15 protein-coding genes are annotated in these 16,732 nt (G+C 36.4%); 3 read left to right on the plus strand and 12 right to left on the minus strand.

From position 1 onward, the window contains the following. Window positions 1-151 precede the first annotated feature (151 nt). Entirely contained in the window at window positions 152-1,090 is a 939-nt protein-coding gene (gene queG / locus AC27VX_RS08770; RefSeq protein WP_300689061.1) for a tRNA epoxyqueuosine(34) reductase QueG, read from the minus strand. A 159-nt stretch (window positions 1,091-1,249) separates the two neighbouring features. Between queG and AC27VX_RS08775 the strand changes: the two genes are divergently transcribed. Together AC27VX_RS08775 and AC27VX_RS08780 are read left to right on the plus strand one after the other, a co-directional pair. Then, complete coding sequence (locus tag AC27VX_RS08775) at window positions 1,250-1,549, plus strand: rhodanese-like domain-containing protein (RefSeq protein ID WP_300689063.1); 300 nt, start codon at window positions 1,250-1,252, stop codon at window positions 1,547-1,549. A 24-nt stretch (window positions 1,550-1,573) separates the two neighbouring features. Next, window positions 1,574-2,194, plus strand: coding sequence for an HD domain-containing protein (locus AC27VX_RS08780; RefSeq protein ID WP_236857918.1), 621 nt, complete (start codon window positions 1,574-1,576; stop codon window positions 2,192-2,194). 120 nt (window positions 2,195-2,314) lie between these two features. On the opposite strand, the gene AC27VX_RS08785 is transcribed toward AC27VX_RS08780, so the two are convergent. The 9 genes from AC27VX_RS08785 to AC27VX_RS08825 all read right to left on the minus strand — a co-directional run bounded on the left by AC27VX_RS08785 (window position 2,315) and on the right by AC27VX_RS08825 (window position 10,837). Further along, window positions 2,315-3,085, minus strand: coding sequence for an alpha/beta fold hydrolase (locus AC27VX_RS08785; protein ID WP_488695110.1), 771 nt, complete (start codon window positions 3,083-3,085; stop codon window positions 2,315-2,317). A 14-nt stretch (window positions 3,086-3,099) separates the two neighbouring features. Continuing rightward, on the minus strand, window positions 3,100-4,089 hold the full coding sequence (locus tag AC27VX_RS08790) for an NAD(P)H-dependent flavin oxidoreductase (RefSeq protein WP_236857916.1): 990 nt from the start codon (window positions 4,087-4,089) through the stop codon (window positions 3,100-3,102). A gap of 254 nt (window positions 4,090-4,343) precedes the next feature. Further along, a complete protein-coding gene (locus AC27VX_RS08795; RefSeq protein WP_236857915.1) occupies window positions 4,344-5,711 on the minus strand; it encodes a peptidylprolyl isomerase in 1,368 nt (455 codons plus the stop codon). Window positions 5,712-5,797: 86 nt separating this feature from the next. Continuing rightward, the gene (locus AC27VX_RS08800; protein WP_236857914.1) at window positions 5,798-6,721 is read right to left on the minus strand and encodes a PfkB family carbohydrate kinase; all 924 of its coding nucleotides are present in this window, start codon (window positions 6,719-6,721) and stop codon (window positions 5,798-5,800) included. A 28-nt stretch (window positions 6,722-6,749) separates the two neighbouring features. Next, window positions 6,750-7,307, minus strand: coding sequence for a gliding motility lipoprotein GldD (gldD, locus tag AC27VX_RS08805; protein WP_236857913.1), 558 nt, complete (start codon window positions 7,305-7,307; stop codon window positions 6,750-6,752). Between the two features lie 44 nt (window positions 7,308-7,351). After that, window positions 7,352-8,386: an A/G-specific adenine glycosylase gene (gene mutY, locus AC27VX_RS08810; RefSeq protein ID WP_236857912.1), complete on the minus strand. Its 1,035-nt coding sequence runs from the start codon at window positions 8,384-8,386 to the stop codon at window positions 7,352-7,354. A gap of 84 nt (window positions 8,387-8,470) precedes the next feature. Then, window positions 8,471-8,929 carry a hypothetical protein gene (locus AC27VX_RS08815; protein WP_236857911.1) on the minus strand — a complete coding sequence of 153 codons (459 nt, stop codon included), beginning with the start codon at window positions 8,927-8,929 and terminating at the stop codon, window positions 8,471-8,473. A gap of 77 nt (window positions 8,930-9,006) precedes the next feature. After that, a complete protein-coding gene (locus AC27VX_RS08820) occupies window positions 9,007-10,368 on the minus strand; it encodes a DUF5458 family protein (protein WP_236857910.1) in 1,362 nt (453 codons plus the stop codon). A gap of 22 nt (window positions 10,369-10,390) precedes the next feature. Further along, window positions 10,391-10,837 carry a type VI secretion system contractile sheath small subunit gene (locus AC27VX_RS08825; protein ID WP_236857909.1) on the minus strand — a complete coding sequence of 149 codons (447 nt, stop codon included), beginning with the start codon at window positions 10,835-10,837 and terminating at the stop codon, window positions 10,391-10,393. Window positions 10,838-11,191: 354 nt separating this feature from the next. On the opposite strand from AC27VX_RS08825, the gene AC27VX_RS08830 reads away from it, so the two are divergent. After that, the gene (locus AC27VX_RS08830) at window positions 11,192-12,238 is read left to right on the plus strand and encodes a hypothetical protein (protein WP_488695115.1); all 1,047 of its coding nucleotides are present in this window, start codon (window positions 11,192-11,194) and stop codon (window positions 12,236-12,238) included. A gap of 61 nt (window positions 12,239-12,299) precedes the next feature. Here the strand turns inward: AC27VX_RS08830 and AC27VX_RS08835 are convergent, their stop codons facing one another. Together AC27VX_RS08835 and AC27VX_RS08840 are read right to left on the minus strand one after the other, a co-directional pair. After that, window positions 12,300-14,396, minus strand: a complete 2,097-nt coding sequence (locus tag AC27VX_RS08835) for a M13 family metallopeptidase (protein WP_300689142.1) — start codon at window positions 14,394-14,396, stop codon at window positions 12,300-12,302. 228 nt (window positions 14,397-14,624) lie between these two features. Then, window positions 14,625-16,682 (minus strand): M13 family metallopeptidase, encoded by a 2,058-nt coding sequence (locus tag AC27VX_RS08840; protein WP_236857906.1) that lies wholly within the window; start codon window positions 16,680-16,682, stop codon window positions 14,625-14,627. Window positions 16,683-16,732: the final 50 nt, after the last annotated feature.

Consider the following 16,732-nt stretch of genomic DNA (forward strand, 5'->3'; position numbering starts at 1 on the left):
TTCTTTTTAGGAAAGGCTTTTAAGAAACTTATCAGGAAAAAATCTTTACCTCCTTAAAACAAAAAACTTAAGGAATGGTCGATTGTCAGCTTTAGTTTGGAAGTCATAGAAATTCCAAAAAGGGAATCGTCACCAAAATTGTAAGCTAAAATCATTCTAAAGACTTCTCCAAAAACTCAATATTCCTTTTTAAGCCTGCAAATTTTGTTCTTTTCACGGGGGATTTTCTAAAGATTTCAGAGAAAATTTCCTGAGTCAGTTCTTTCCATTCTCCTTTTTTGAAGTTTTTGAGCGCTTCATTCGGGGTAAAGCGGCTTTCTTTGTTAGGTGAAGAAAAGCGGTTCCAAGGGCATACATCCTGGCAAATATCACAACCGAACATCCAGTCTTCCATTTTATCTTTAAAATGATCCGGAATTTCGTTCTTCAATTCTATCGTAGCATATGAAATGCAGCGGCTTCCATCAATTATTTTTTCAGAAACGATAGCATCTGTAGGGCACGCATCAATGCATTTTCTGCACGTTCCGCAATGGTCAGTTGTTTCATGATCAGGAATCAGTTCTAGCTCACAGATAATTTCAGCCAGAAAATAAAATGATCCATTCTGTTTTGTAATAAGGTTGGCATTTTTTCCTACCCATCCTATTCCTGATTTTTTTGCCCATGCGCGTTCCAGAACCGGAGCAGAGTCTACAAAAACCCTGAAACCAAACTCCCCTATTTCCTCCTGCAGCTCAGCTACCATCTCACGGAGAATTTCTTTAATCACTTCGTGATAATCCTCTGCGTAAGCATATTTTGAGATTTTAAAATTCTCCAGTATTGATATTTTTTCTTCAGGGAAATAGTTGTACGACAATGAAATAACAGACCTGGACCCTTCTACCAAAAGCCTCGGATCAAGTCTTTTATCAAAATGATTCTCCATATACTTCATTTCACCATTGAAGTTATTCTTAAGCCATTTTTCAAGACGGGGCGCCTCTTCTTCCAAAAAATCAGCCTTGGAAATACCACAACTTTGAAAGCCAAAACTTTTTGCTTTAGATTTTATGAGTTGAGAATATTTTTCGGCATTTGTATTCATAATTTCAGATTGCAAAATTAAGATTATTTTATCAATCTTCCGATTTTCAGCAGGTGTTCTATGCTTCTTCTTTTCTTAAAAATTATATTTTAATTAAGATTTTTTTCAAAAAAAAATTGCGTAATTTCGTTCATAATTTAATTATCAAAATAAACCACTATGTCTTTAATAGAAGTAATACAATCTGGAAACTATGAATTAATCGACGTTCGTGAGCCAATGGAGCTTGAAATGGACGGAAATATAGAAGGTGCTAAGAATATTCCACTTGGTGAAGTAGAAGACAGACAGGATGAAATTCTCTCTATCGAAAAACCGGTAATCTTATTCTGCAGAAGTGGAAACAGAAGTGGCAAAGCTTTAGAATACCTTACTTCTCAAGGATTAAAAGATGGCTATAACGGCGGCGGATGGGCTGAGCTGAAGGCTACTCTTGAAGCAAACAGAGGAACTTTTTAAAAGTTCCTTTTTTTATATCTTTTGATGATGAATCTGAGTAACCGATTTGAGGAGCTTTGTTTTCCATTGACAAAAAATCAGGAGTTCATAAGCCGTTTATGGAAAGAGATTGAGAAAAAATATACCGAAAAAGGCAGGCATTATCATAATCTTCTCCATCTTGAAAATATGTTTCGGGAACTGGAAAAAGTGAAAGACAATATTTCAGATTTTACAGCACTTTCCTTCGCTGTATTTTATCATGACATTGTTTATGACACTTCTTCTAAATCCAATGAGGAGAAAAGTGCGGTAAGAGCAGAGAAAAGACTTACAGAATTGGGGTTACATCAAAATGAAACCGCATTGGTTTCAACTGAAATTCTCGCTACAAAATCCCACCAGAAATCCGAAAGTATGGATATCAATTACCTTCTGGATGCTGATCTCTCTGTCCTGGGAAAAGATTGGGAAATTTATCACAATTACACTCAAAATATCCGAAAGGAATATTCTGTTTACCCCGATTTTCTTTATAAACCGGGACGAAAAAAAGTACTTAACTACTTCCTTGAACTTGAAAGCATTTTTAAAACAGACTATTTTAAGGAAAGGTACGAGCTTCAGGCAAAGGAAAATATAACGGCTGAACTTCGTTTGCTGTAACTGAATGCGAAACTGCCGGTATTGTATTATGATATTAATTCTCATAATATTATCCGAAAAATAAAAGAGCGATCTGACGTGAGATCGCTCTTTGCTTTATTTTAAAATATAATTTTTGTACTATGAATTTTTCCTGATAAACTCTGCAGATTTCTCAAGTACCAACTCAGAAGCCTCTTTGTGTGGAGTATGCCCAATATTAGGAATGATATATTTTTCAGCACTTCCGCTTACCTGCGTAATGGTTTTTTCAACCTGATCCAATGTACCGTACTCATCTGCATCTCCCTGAATAAATAACAACGGACAGGTAATATCTTTCAGAAGATATTCTATATTCCAGCTTCTGTAATCATCACGGGTCCAGGTTTCCGTCCAGACTTTAAAAAGCATTTCTACCTTATCGCCATGATATTTCTGTAAACGTTCTGGAAGATTAGTTGTTTTATAAGCTTCCCAGGCATCATATACCCCCTTTAATGTTACTTCTTCCACGAAAATATGTCCTGCTTCACAAATTACAGCAGCCATTCTTTCCGGATATTTAGCAGCAGTAATCAGCGCAATTGTTCCTCCGTCGCTGTGCCCAAAAAGAATAGCATTGTTAATATTAAGTTCCGCCAACAGATCATTCAGTACATCAGCCTCCATCTCCATATAGTTAACCGGTCTTTCATGAATAGGCATAGGATATGATTTTCCGTATCCCAGGCGGTCATAAGAAAGAACATTGCATTGTGTGGTTTCAGATAGCTTAACAGGCAAATCCCTCCAAAGCTGTACCGACCCAAGCGAATCATGCAGAAAAACAAGAGTAGGTCTGTTTTCTAATGAACTGCTGTATTCAACATATAATTTTTTACCTTTTATATCAATTATTCTTCCTTCCATCGGGTAAAATTATATTAAAAAACAGGCATTTTTATTTCTTCAAATTCTTTTAACAGTTGTTTAAAAACGGTTTCTACCGAAAGAATATCGTCTATCAGAGCCGAAACCTGTCCTATTTCCAGTTCGCCATCTTCCATATCTCCTTCAAACATTCCTTTCTTAGCTCTGGCTCTTCCCAGGGAGGTAATCAAAGCTTCTTTATCTCTTCCTGTCTGATAGATATTTTCAAGTTCGTCAAAGAATTTATTTTTAACCATTCTTACAGGAGCTAGTTCTTTTAGGGTAAGATGAGTGTCTCCTTCCTGAAGTTCTGTAATTTTCTTTTTCCAGTTTTCGTGAGCGCTGGCTTCGGTAGTAGCTGCAAAGCGGGAACCAATCTGTACACCGTCTGCTCCCAGGATCATGGCAGCTTTCATCTGTGATCCCAACGCAATTCCTCCTGCAGCAATCAGCGGCCTGGAAATATGTTTTTTGACATTGGGAATAAGACAGAATGTTGTCGTTTCATCTCTTCCATTGTGGCCCCCAGCCTCAAAACCTTCGGCAACAATAGCATCTACTCCGGCATCTTCACATTTTACAGCAAATTTGGTAGAGGAAACTACGTGGGCAACTTTGATTCCTTCTTTCTGAAGAGTTTCTGTATATGTTTTTGGATTACCGGCTGACGTAAATACAATTTTCACCCCTTCTTCCAGAATAATCTGAATTATTTCTTCAATATTCGGGTACAGCATGGGAACATTTACTCCGAAAGGCTTATCTGTTGCCTGCTTACATTTTTGGATATTTTCTCTTAGAATATCAGGATACATACTTCCTGCACCTATTAAGCCTAATCCTCCGCAATTGGATACAGCGGAAGCTAGTCTCCAGCCGGAATGCCAGATCATTCCTGCCTGAATAATTGGATATTTGATGTTAAAAAGGTGTGAAACTCTATTTTGGCTGGCCTGCATATCATGAAGTTTTTTTGCCGAATTGAAATCTATAAAATTACTCATGCGTAAAAATACTAAAAACAACCATTATCAGGACCTGCTATCGGTTAAAAAAACAGTTAAGAAAACTAAATATTATCATTTTTTATACTGCTCCAGTACCAGGTCTCTAACAGGACTGATTTTCAAAATTTTTTGAATCAGCTTCTGCGTCTTTTTGTAGATTGCCATCGTTTACTACGGAAAGTTCTGAAACTGGTATTTCCTTTTATCAGAAGGCATAAAAAAAGCCTTCAGAAATTCTGAAGGCTTTGATTTTATTTTTTTAAAGACTCTTTCTTCCAGTTAGCCTTGAAGTTACAGTTATCATAACGTCCGTCTATAGAAATGAAAGTTGTTGGCAGTTTAGAGTTAACAAACTTTTCAACCATTTCACTTTTCTTTTTATTAAGTGCCATCTGCTTGATTCTGCTAAAGTCTGTTTCCAGAGTAATCTGGTGAGCAGGGATCACATCTTCCAGCTTAATAATCTTAATAGATTTTCTTTTATTTTCTTCATCTTCAAAAGCAGTAGTGATGTCTCCTTTATTCAACCCTGCCAATTCATAGCTGATTGTTCCGGGAATACTTTCTCTTTCAATTTTATCAGAACCGTCTGCACCGGGAACAACTCCCGCGTTAAACTTTGTTCTTTTATCATCTGAAAATCTGAAAGCAGCATCTTTAAACGTCATTTTACCTGCGATAATTAAACCTCTGATGCTGTCTAATTTTGCTTTTGCAGTATTAAGCTCTTCATCTGTAGGAGTCGCTTTTAAAAGAATATGTCTTGCATCATAAACTTTACCTGATCTTTTCAGAAGCTGAATAATATGATATCCGAATTCAGATTCAATAGGTTCTGAAATTTCATTGTCCTGAAGGTTCAGGGCAGCCGCTTCAAATGGCTTTACCATCTGACCTTTATTGATATTCTTATATAAACCTCCATTGGAAGCAGATCCTTCATCTTCAGAATAGATTCTTGCCTGGCTTTCAAAGGTTTCACCACCAAGGATATCTTTTTTGATCTTTTTCAGTCTATTGATCAGATCCTGCTTATGAGCCTCTGTCAATGATGGGTAAATCATAATCTGAGCTAAAGTAACTTCATCTTTTACCTCTGGCAGCTGTGATTTATAAAGATTATAAAAGTCAGTTACCTCATTTGGAGTTACGTCTGCTTTATCAGTAATTCTTTGATATTTTGCCTGTCCGTAATATTGATCGTTATCAATTTTTTCGATAGCGTTCTTCATTTCATAGGCATTTCTGAACTTATAAGCGGCAAGCAATGTTTTTTCATCCGGAAATTGAGAAAGCAACTGACGGTATTTTGCATTAGCCTGTTCTTTGATTGCTGCAGAACGGTTTTCAATTAATGTATCTTTTTTCGCTTCATATACAAGAAGCTTATTGCTGATAAGGTTTTCAAGGAACTCACATTTATCTGTGTTTGTAGCCCCCTGCTGTTTCCCGTAATTCATCTGCTCGGTTACATCAGATTCCAACACGATCTCATTCCCAATAACAGCAGCAATACCATCCACCAAATCTCCTGGTTTTAGCTGGGCATTCATCATATTGGAAGAAAACATCATGATGAAAATCCCAAGAAGAAAAGTGATTTTTAGTTTATTTGTCATTTTACTATTTTAACAAGTTGCAAATTTAGAATTCTTAACGAATTTTACTCAATTTTTTATTATAAATATTTCTTAAAAAGACTTATTTACTGCAGGTCAACATCAAATGTTGTTAATTCTTTAAATTGTCTTAATCTGCTGAACATATCAGATTCATCTACTTCCTGAATTCTTTCAGTTCCAAATTTCTCTACGGTAAATGAAGCCATTGCAGATCCTACGATAAGGGCAGATTTCATTGTTTCGAAATCAATTTTTCCTTTTTTAGCAAGATAAGCGGCAAAACCACCTGCAAAAGTATCTCCGGCTCCGGTTGGATCGAAAACGTCTTCTAACGGAAGTGCAGGGATGGCAAATACTTTATTATCATGGAAAAGTAAAGCACCATGCTCTCCTTTTTTAATGATTACATATTCTGGTCCCATTGTATGGATTTTCTTCGCTGCTTTTACTAAAGAGTATTCTCCGGAAAGCTGTCTCGCTTCTTCATCATTGATGGTAATTAAATCTGTTTTTGAAATCATCTCCATCAAAATATCCCACGCAGAATCCATCCAGAAGTTCATGGTATCCAGAATAACAAGCTTAGGACGTTTGTTCATTTTTTCCAATACGGATAATTGAACACCAGGGTGTAGGTTTCCAAGTAACAGGATTTCAGAATCCTGCATTGAATCAGGAATTTTCGGATCAAAATTCTCCAATACGTTTACTTCTGTAGCCAAAGTATCTCTGGTATTCAAATCGTTATGGTATTTTCCTGACCAGAAGAATGTTTTTCCTTCTTTTACGATTTCAATTCCTTCGATATTTACTTCTCTATTTGTGAACATATCAAGATGTTCCTGTGGAAAGTCTCCTCCTACTACAGAAACGATACCGGATTTAACGCCTAAAATAGATGAAGTAATCCCAATATAAGTGGCTGCACCTCCTAAAATTTTGTCCGTTTTACCAAATGGTGTTTCAATTGCATCAAATGCAACACTTCCTACAACTAAAAGTTTCATATATTTTTCAATGTATATTAAAAGTAATTTATTTTTTCCATTCAAAAGAGTCCAGCAGGTGCTTCATATCATTTTTGATATAACTCACCGCAGGAGCCAGAGAATCCGGTTTCGGTCTCGAATTAAAGTATAAATAAGCAGTTACGAAATGTTTCGTACTGTCTGTAATGTAAAACTGAAGATTGGAAGCACTCTGTCCTTTCAGTTCATAGAAATTCCCATATACTTTCTTTTCAGGGTATTCAAAGGATTTTGTATCTATAGAACTTGCTTTGATGGTATGTTCGTATACCATCTTTTCTGCTTCCTTGATATGTTCTGCAAAGTCATTCTGTATCGGGTAGTAAGTAACGAAAACCTTTGCCTTCATTTGAGGATAGTTCAGATAGAACCAGCATGGTTTCTTAGCTGGTGTAATCGAAGCAAAACCCGAATATTCAAAGGTATAGGCACAATCGTTTTCAAACTTCTGGTATTTCGGTGTTGGATATTCCAGACGCAGTTCTCCGTAAGGTTTCGGAGTCGTATCTTTTCCACATGAAATTAAAAGCAGTGATACAAAAATAAAAATGACTTTTTTAATCATTTTGCAAAAGTACAAATTAGATTTCAGATTTCGGAAGACAAATTTCAGTCTTTCAGAGAGTTTTGAATGTAATTTTCCAAAGGCTTCGGAAAGGATTTTTCATGCGAGTCTTCAACGTCAGTAATCAGGTATTGATTTTCAGTTATAAAATCATTCCACATCTTCTCTGAGGACACTTCCACGCTGAATATTTCAATGCTTAAATTTTTGTGTGTCAGCTTATGGGCCACTGTTTTTGAGTTTGTAATAAACGGCTCCATCTCAGCTGGAATGGATGCAGGAAACTCAAACAATTTCTTCCAGATAAAGTCATCTTTTCTCTGGCGAATCAGAAATTCTCTGTTTCTATGTACAAAATAGTAAGTTAAAGCAAGGTCTTCTGCTTTCACTTTTTTTGTTTTAACGGGATAATCGGAAATTTTATCCATAGAAAATGCAAGGCAGCCTTCATGAATAGGGCATTCACCACAAAGAGGATTTTTCGGTTTGCAGATCTCAGACCCCATATCCATCATTGCCTGATTGAAATCACCAACATTATCCGGCATCACCAGAGCAGCAAGTTCAGAAAAATAGGTAAATGCTTTTGAATTCGAAATATCAAAATCATCGGCAAAAAAACGACTCAGAACACGGTAAAAATTACCATCAACCGCCGGAGTTCTAGCTCCAAAACAAATGCTTGAAACTGCAGCAGCTGTATATTTACCTACGCCTTTTAGCTTTAAGATCTCATCATACTGATCAGGAAATATCCCATTGTAATCATTCATGATTTGCTGTGCAGCTTTATGAATATTAATCGCTCTGGAATAATATCCCAAACCTTTCCAGTATAGTAAAACCTCATTTTCTTCAGCATTTGCCAAAGTGGTCACATCCGGAAATCTTTCAATGAAGTTATTATAGTGATTAAGTCCCTGACTGATCCTTGTCTGCTGAAATACGATTTCGCAAATCCAGATCTTATAGGGATCTTTTGTCTGTCTGAAAGGCAAATCTCTCGCATTATTTTTATACCACTCCAAAAGCCTGTTTCCTACATGAAGAAATTCTGAGGCTGTCCTATTTTTTTCCAAAAACCAATCTTATTTTAAAGTCAAGAAGAGCACGTTTTCTCTTCATTCCGGTGCATTATTTCAATATTGCAAAGATAAGGTTATTTATTTTTTCTTCACAGGATATACAGAAGCTCCTTTTAACCATTGATATTTAAGATTTCTATCCCTGGCAATAAGACGATAACCTTCCAGTTTTTTCAGATAAACGTACATTGAGTCGTTATTTTTCAGTTTTAGCTTATAAGGAGATAAGAACAGCATAGGAGTTTCTACGGTAGAATCTCTTACTGTTTTTAATACTTTTCCTGATCCTACTTTATAAAGAAAAAAAGATTTTCCACGACCTTTTGAGCTGTCTGCTAATTTTACGCTTGAGCTTGCAATAACGAGCTCACTGCCTTCAAAGCATTCATCCTCATTCATGATGTACGCTTTCCCTTCCTGATGTTCATCTGAAAAGAGATCATTTTCATAATGAGCGGGACTTTGGTATTTTTTTTCACAGCCTATAATAAGAAGCATCAGCAAGGCAGGCAGGCCCATGATCAATTTTTTGTTCATATTCAATTTCATAGATATTGGTAGAAAAAAACCGATGTAAAAATTGCATCGGTTTTCATTATTTAAAATAAGTTTTTTTATTCCTGAGAGTATTCTGCATCCCATTCGTTACCATCATCTCCTTTGTGACCATCAAGTTTAATAACGAAACTTTTGGTTGGGAAATAGGGAGTCATACGGATGTCAAGCCATACTCTGTCTTTGTTCACTCTATCCTGCTCAAAACGAACAATTTTGAATTTTTCAATCAATTTGTCCGGTCCTTTAATATTATCAAGGAAGGTAACAATCTGTCTTCTCAAATCGTCTTCGTTTTTGGCGTTCCAGTTTTCGAAAGCTCTTCTGTTCAGGAAGTCCAGTAATACTTTGGTTACGTAGTCGAATACACGAACTACGGAATACGTCTGAAGACCAATATTGTCTCCTGTAAATAAGGTCTTTGCAGAGAAAGCCATAATTTTTCCGTATTCATTTACCATTGGTACCAGACCCATTTTTTCTAACTGAGAAATTTCACTTTTCTTCAATTCGAATTTTACAGCGTCTACTTCGTTGATATTACCGTGTTTTTTACCTGCTGCCACCTGAGACATCAGTGTTTTATGGATTTTTCCGGCTAATGAAGTTGATGGTGGAAGTTCTACGTTGTCTTCTTCCCCTACTTCTTCAGCTTTTCCACGTCCTACAAGCCAGTTACACGTCATAATAACGTTACTTCTGTGAAGTTCACCTCCTGTAAGGTTTGCAGAATGAAATAAATCTACAACGTCGTCCGGTTTATCAAGATTTGCGAAATCCGTAACCATCATTACTTTGTTTTCATTACAGATTTTTGCCCACTTTTCAATTACCTTATTGGAACCTAAGTATCCTGGAATGGCAAGGATTGAATAGTTATCTCTAAGGTCTAAACGGTCGTAGTAATTTTTGAATTCGTCAGAGATGGCATCAATGAATAAAGGATTATCCAAATCTGAAACCTGATCGATGCTTGCATTCACAATACTCACGTTATCCACTTTGTCCAACTCTGTATTTTTGTAGAATTGAGCCACTGTTCTGTAGTTGGTTTCCAACATACGAACGGCATCCAGTGTATTTTTTAAGTTTGTCTTTAAGTTCTGGTCAGCCTGCTGTGCTTTAGTTTTGCACGTTTCGGCCATTTTATCTGCAGATTCGCTTCCTTCCAGAAGGCTTACCCAAAGGTTGATCTTCTGAAGAAGTTCTTTCCTTTCATCTGATTTATTACTGTCTGTAAGAAAGATTTCCTTTCTTGCTTTTCTTGTTGGGTTCATATTGGCGATACCGTCTACAACGGATTCAACAAAGCCAAAACCACCCATTTTATTGAGTTCAGCAAGCGGGTTTCCTTTCGGCTGCCCTGAGTGTTGCTGCTGCCCCTGCTGTTGGCTTTCTTGCGCCTGTAATTTGCTATCCATGATTTGATTTAAAAGTCTTTAATTATTTTTCAAGTTCTTGTGCCACTTCTTTTAATACGTCTATGAACGCCGCTCTTGTCTGATCGTTCTCCAGCATATTGCGTAAGATTTTATTTGTTTTCAGCTGACGTACAATTTTATTGTACTGCTCCTGTTCTATGCTCAGCTGCTGCAGATAGTCTGACTTTTGAGTAAGACTTTTGGGAGTAAATTCGCCAAGATGTTGAAAACGGAATTCTTCTTCAACCACTCCTCCGTCTTCTGTTTCGTGCTGTACAGACACTGAAGGCTGGAAATGTTTGAAAACGTCTTCTACTGTTTTCAATCCTGTTACAATTTCAGGGGTATAAGATTCTTCTGTTGTAAGCTGGCTTACTATCAGTGATTTATTTTCCTGTATTTCCTGAATAGCTTCATTAGCGTCTACTTTTACCTCGTTTCCGCCAACACCATAATTAAACATTGCCATATTATTATTATTTTGAGATTTACTATTTGGTTTTGGATCTGTCTTTGAGTAATTTACAGACGAATCAAATAAATTACCAATCCAATGTTTAAATTTAAAAAAAAACTGTAACATACAAAATTTTACCAAGTTTTTTCTTGGATTATTTAAATTTCCTTAAACATATTTAACATAAAATCATGATCTTACGATATCACTAAGCTATGAAAAAATAAATAAAATCGTTTAAGAAAAAATAAATAAAATTTTTGATTGGTTTACTGGTATAGAAAAACAGTAAATGAGTGTTAAAATGGGAATTCTTCAGACGCTTCAAAAAAAAAATCTTTATATTTAAGCAAAGGGAACAGTATTATGAAAGATGTAAAAATAGCGTTTAGAAAACCTATATTTCCAATTTCAGAAGCATTACATCAATATCTGGAAAAATATAACAGAACTACTAAAATTAAGTTTCTGTATGAAGACCTCCTGAGGTTCAGTGACAGTGTGAATATTCTGGATAAAGAGGGCAAAGATACATTGTGGCTCGGGGTTTTATATTCTGAATATGACTTTCTGGAAATAGAGGCTAATTTAAATAAAATCTACACCCTCCTTCATTCTGATGGAGATATTGCTACTTTACCTTATCTGAAAGTGGATACCATCGACTTTTGTACTTTTGGAAATTCTAAACCTTTTCGGATTAGGGTGAGAAATATACTTAATGATAATTATACTTATTTTTATATTAAACAGGCGGATGCTTCCCGAATATTCGGACTGGAACTTGAAGACCTGCTTTCGCCCAACCGAATTAATTATCTGGTTTATAAAAACACTTTAATTGAAGAGCATATTTTAGGAATACCCGGAGATGTTTTTATTCAGAAACATCTATTCAACTGTACGGAACTTGAAAAGGCGCAGATTTCCAAGGAATTTGTAAAATTCAATGAACGCTGTCTCATTGGGCTTCTTGGTGATATGAGGTCTTATAATTATGTTGTTATTCCAATCCACGATTTCGACCAGGTTATTTACAGAATTCGTCCCATCGATTTTGATCAGCAAACTTATGAGGGAAATCTGAAGGTCTATCTTCCGCAGTATTTCAAAGAAAATAATCAAATGGTCCATATGGTACTGGAAAAACTTAAACCCAGTTCTATAGAGCAATACCGTAAGGAAGTACGTTCTCAAATCGTAAAAAGAGTGACAAGCAGTAAAGGCAGATTTGATGAACTTATTTCTATTATGAAAAAAGACAATATCGCACCGGAGGCCAATGTTACAGAACTAAAAACTGCTTTACAAAAACTTACCTATGATGTTAATTTCAAATATTGTACAACCATGGGAGACATTATGGAAACCGGAATAAAGTTTGTTCTCCGGAATTACAAGAAAGAATATTAAAAAGAGAATCCGTCTCAATCCAAAGTGAGACGGATTCTTTTTCTAACAATTTAAGGTAAAATTACCAAATTTTTATTCTGTCCTGAGGGGCTTTGTACATTTTGTCTCCAGGTTTAATATCAAATGCCTTGATGAATGAATCCTGATTAACCAACGGGCCAAATGCTCTGAACATTCCCGGAGAGTGCGGGTCTGTTTTCACCTGATTTGTCATATACTGATCGGTAGCTTTTGTTCTCCAAACGGTTGCCCAGCTCATAAAGAATCGCTGATCCTGAGTAAATCCACTGATTTTCCCTGGGTTTCCTTTGTCTTTCAGATACATCTGAAGAGCATCGTATGCTACTGCTACTCCACCAAGGTCACCAATGTTTTCACCACTCGTGAATTTTCCGTTAACAAAACTTCCTTTTACAGGTTCATAAGCACTGTACTGAGCTGCTAACTGACCTACTTTTGCATCAAAATTTTTACGGTCAGTATCTGTCCACCAGTTATTAAGGTTACCATCACCATCGAAACGTGAACCGCTGTCATCAAATCCGTGAGAGATCTCGTGACCGATTACAGCTCCAATACCTCCGAAGTTTACAGCGGCGTCAGCTTTAGGGTTATAGAAAGGCGGCTGAAGGATTGCTGCAGGGAAAACAATTTCGTTGTTTGATCCGCTATAGTAAGCATTTACTGTCTGTGGAGACATTCCCCATTCTGTTTTATCAACAGGTTTGCCTACTTTATCCAAACTTCTCTGATATTGCCATGCTGACACATTCTGAAGATTGGAATATAATGTTGCTCCCTGTTTTGGAGATTCAACTTTCAACTGGCTGTAGTCTTTCCATTTGTCCGGATAAGCAATTTTCACTGTAAATTTGGATAGTTTTTCCTGAGCTTTTACTTTTGTTTCAGGAGACATCCAGTCCATATTGGCAATATGAGTTTTGAATGATTTTAAAATATAATCAATATAGGTTTCCATCTGCTGTTTTGCTTCCGGAGTAAAGTATTTATCGACATATAATTTACCAAAAGCTTCTCCAAGAACTCCATTTACAAGAGTAAGTCCTCTTTTGTCCATTGGGCGCTGCTCTTTCTGGCCCTGTAAATATTTAGCATAAAAATCAAATCTGATCTGCTCTAAGTTGTCATCCAGATTACTTGCATTCCCATTAATAATATGGTATTTCAAGTAATCTTTCAATAAAGGAAGATTCTTCTGCGTCACAAACTGATCCATATTCTGATAGTACTTCAGCTCTCCAATGATTACTCTGTCTGTATTTACTCCTGCATCTTTAAGATATTTTGCAAGATCTACATTTTTAACAAGACCTGATAATTCGGAAACATTTTTAGGATTGTATCTCAGATTGGCATCTCTGTTCTGCTCAAGAGTCAATAAATAATTGGCAAGCTGTTTTTCAAAATCCACAACATTCTGTGCGGTCTGAGTTGAATTTTTATATCCTAAAACACCAAATAGCTTTCCAACATAGGCCTGGTATTCTGCTAACGTTTTAGTATTTGCTTCGTTTACTTTTTGATAATAATCTCTTCCTAAGCCAAGATCCGGACCTCCAAGATAAACGGCATTCATCTTAGAGTTTTTCATATCTGCGCCCACTCTCCATCCGTAGAAAGAGTTATCCCCTAATCTTGTAGCCTCTAAAAGGTATTTCTGAAGGTCGTTAAGATTTTTAATGGCATCAACTTTTGCAAGATCAGCCTTAATAGGAGCCAGCCCTTCTGCATTTCTTTTAGCTGTATCCATAAAAGAAGCATACAGATTCTGAATTTTCTGGCCTTCTGATCCAGCAGGGTATGATTCTGTAAGAATTTTGTTCAATATATCTAATGAAGCATCATCTACATTTTCTCTCAATGCATTGAAAGATCCCCAATTTGCTTTATCGGAAGGAATCTGAGTGTTTTTCACCCAATTTCCGTTCACATAGCTAAAAAAGTCATCCTGCGGACGGACGTTGGTATCCATATAGGATAAATTGATCCCCTCCTCTTTTACTTCTTCTTTCACAGGCTTTGCTACAGTTGCCGCAGCTTCAGTTTTATTCTCTGTCCCAGCAGTCTTTGCTGCACCACACGAATTAAGAAATACAATACCCGAAAGGGCAAGTATTCCAATATTTAGCTTTTTCATTAAAGATAATTTTTGATATTACACAAACTTACCAAATATACAAACTTTAAGGATATATGATGAAGGATAATTAAAAAGTGGAAAACTGAATTTGGAAAGTGGAAAATGATAAATGAGAAATTAGAAATTGTATGGCAAATTATGAGGCAGACTACCGTACTCTTAATCCTGACATATTTATATCTAAAAAAGCAAAAACCGTTCATTGCTGAACGGTTTTTATATTGATTACCAGATTTTAATTCTTTCTTCCGGTGTTTTGTATAATTTGTCTCCTTTTTTCACATCAAATGCTTTGTAGAAGGCATCAACGTTGATAAGCGGACCGAAACTTCTGAAATATCCAGGAGAATGCGGATCTGTTTTCACCTGATTGATCATATATTTCTCACTTGATAAAGTTCTCCAAACGGTTGCCCAGCTCAGGAAGAATCTCTGATCCTGAGTAAATCCACTGATTTTCCCAGGATTTCCTTTATCTTTCAGGTACATCTGAAGAGCATCGTAAGCGATATTTACCCCTCCCAAGTCAGCGATGTTTTCACCGTTTGTGAAGGTACCGTTTACGAAAGTTCCTTTTACAGGCTCATATTTGTCATATTGAGAAGCAAGCGCTTTTGTAGCTTTTTCGAAGTTAGCTTTGTCTTCCGGAGTCCACCAGTCAACTAAGTTACCATCTGCGTCAAACTGTGCCCCTGAATCATCAAACCCGTGGCTCATTTCGTGACCGATTACGGCACCAATTCCACCAAAGTTTACCGCTGCATCAGCCTTTGGATTAAAGAATGGCGGCTGAAGAATCGCTGCAGGGAATACAATCTCGTTATTTACCGGGTTGTAATATGCATTTACAGTTTGTGGAGTCATACCCCATTCTGTTTTATCAACTGGTTTACCGATTTTAGCTAAATCTTTATTGTACTGCCATTCACCGATGTTCTGAAGGTTTTTGTACAATGTACCACCTTTAGCTTCAGGAAGAATTACCAATTTTGAGTAGTCTTTCCATTTATCAGGATAAGCAACTTTTACAGTAAACTTATTCAGTTTCTGCATTGCCTTTTCCTTAGTCGTTGAAGACATCCATGCTAAATTATTGATATGAACTGCGAAACTTTTCTTTAAGTAGTCGATCAGTTCAACCATCTGAGCTTTTGCTTCAGCAGGGAAATATTTTTCAACATATAATTTTCCGAAAGCTTCTCCCAAAGAACCGTTGATCAACTCAAAACCTCTTTTGTTAAGCGCCCTTTGCTCCTGCTGTCCTCTAAGGTATTTACCATAGAAAGCAAACTTCATATTTCCTAAGTTTTCACTTAGATAAGAAGCACTTCCGTGGATCATGTGGAATTTCAGATAATCCTTGATCACCGGAAGATTCTGAGCATTTACCAATTTATCAAAATTCTTATAGAATCCTAATTCACTGATAATTACTTTATCTGTATTTACTCCTACTTTTTTAAGGTAACCAGGAAGGTCAACACCTTTTACCAAAGTGGAAAGTTCAGCCATCGTCTTAGGATTGTACTGAAGCGTATTATCACGGCTCTGCTCGTTTGTCAGATACGTATTTGCAATGCTTTTTTCATAGTTCACGATACCTTTTGCTGCTTCATCAGCATTTTTGTATCCTAATTCTTTTAGCATTGAAGCTACATACTTCTGATATTCAGCAATTGCTTCTGTATTTTTCTCGTTTACTTTCTGATAGTAATCTCTTCCTAAACCTAAAGAAGCATTTCCTAAGTAAACGGCATTCATTTTAGAATCTTTAAGGTCTGCATCCACTCCCCATCCGTAGAAAACGTTTTCACCTTCTTTTGTTACAGAAGCCAGGTAAGTCTGAAGATCAGCCATATTTTTAATCGCATCAATCTTATTCAGATTTTCCTGAATAGGCTTGATTCCGTCAGCATTTCTCTTCTCCATGTTCATGTAAGTAGCGTATAGATCCTGAATCTTTTTCCCCTCACTTCCGTCAGCAAATTTGTCTTTCAGAAGAGAATTCAGGATGGTCATGGAATTGTTATCCGTATCTTCAGCCAGTTTGTTGAAGCTTCCCCAAGTTGGTTTGTCAGATGGGATTTTAGCGGTCTTCATCCAGGTTCCGCTTACATAGTTATAAAAATCATCCTGTGGACGTACTGAAGTGTCCATCAAGCTAAGGTCTAAGCCTTTGTCTGCGTTATTAACTGCGGTTTTTACCGTTTTTGCTTGTGCGCTCATCGTATTCTGAGTACAGATCCCTGCTATTAAAAACAAAGAAAGCGTTATTTTTTTCATTATGATAACAATTTATATAATAGGTATAGTTAATTAACTATTTGTTACTT

It is taken from the genome of Chryseobacterium sp. 14P4.3.2, assembly GCF_057799275.1.

Excerpts from the sequence above, each read along its gene's own strand:
- queG (WP_300689061.1), bottom strand. The coding sequence starts at position 1,090 with ATGAATACAAATGCCGAAAAATATTCTCAACTCATAAAATCTAAAGCA.
- AC27VX_RS08775 (WP_300689063.1), top strand. The coding sequence starts at position 1,250 with ATGTCTTTAATAGAAGTAATACAATCTGGAAACTATGAATTAATCGAC.
- AC27VX_RS08780 (WP_236857918.1), top strand. The coding sequence starts at position 1,574 with ATGATGAATCTGAGTAACCGATTTGAGGAGCTTTGTTTTCCATTGACA.
- AC27VX_RS08785 (WP_488695110.1), bottom strand. The coding sequence starts at position 3,085 with ATGGAAGGAAGAATAATTGATATAAAAGGTAAAAAATTATATGTTGAA.
- AC27VX_RS08790 (WP_236857916.1), bottom strand. The coding sequence starts at position 4,089 with ATGAGTAATTTTATAGATTTCAATTCGGCAAAAAAACTTCATGATATG.
- AC27VX_RS08795 (WP_236857915.1), bottom strand. The coding sequence starts at position 5,711 with ATGACAAATAAACTAAAAATCACTTTTCTTCTTGGGATTTTCATCATG.
- AC27VX_RS08800 (WP_236857914.1), bottom strand. The coding sequence starts at position 6,721 with ATGAAACTTTTAGTTGTAGGAAGTGTTGCATTTGATGCAATTGAAACA.
- gldD (WP_236857913.1), bottom strand. The coding sequence starts at position 7,307 with ATGATTAAAAAAGTCATTTTTATTTTTGTATCACTGCTTTTAATTTCA.
- AC27VX_RS08815 (WP_236857911.1), bottom strand. The coding sequence starts at position 8,929 with ATGAACAAAAAATTGATCATGGGCCTGCCTGCCTTGCTGATGCTTCTT.
- AC27VX_RS08820 (WP_236857910.1), bottom strand. The coding sequence starts at position 10,368 with ATGGATAGCAAATTACAGGCGCAAGAAAGCCAACAGCAGGGGCAGCAG.
- AC27VX_RS08825 (WP_236857909.1), bottom strand. The coding sequence starts at position 10,837 with ATGGCAATGTTTAATTATGGTGTTGGCGGAAACGAGGTAAAAGTAGAC.
- AC27VX_RS08830 (WP_488695115.1), top strand. The coding sequence starts at position 11,192 with ATGAAAGATGTAAAAATAGCGTTTAGAAAACCTATATTTCCAATTTCA.
- AC27VX_RS08835 (WP_300689142.1), bottom strand. The coding sequence starts at position 14,396 with ATGAAAAAGCTAAATATTGGAATACTTGCCCTTTCGGGTATTGTATTT.
- AC27VX_RS08840 (WP_236857906.1), bottom strand. The coding sequence starts at position 16,682 with ATGAAAAAAATAACGCTTTCTTTGTTTTTAATAGCAGGGATCTGTACT.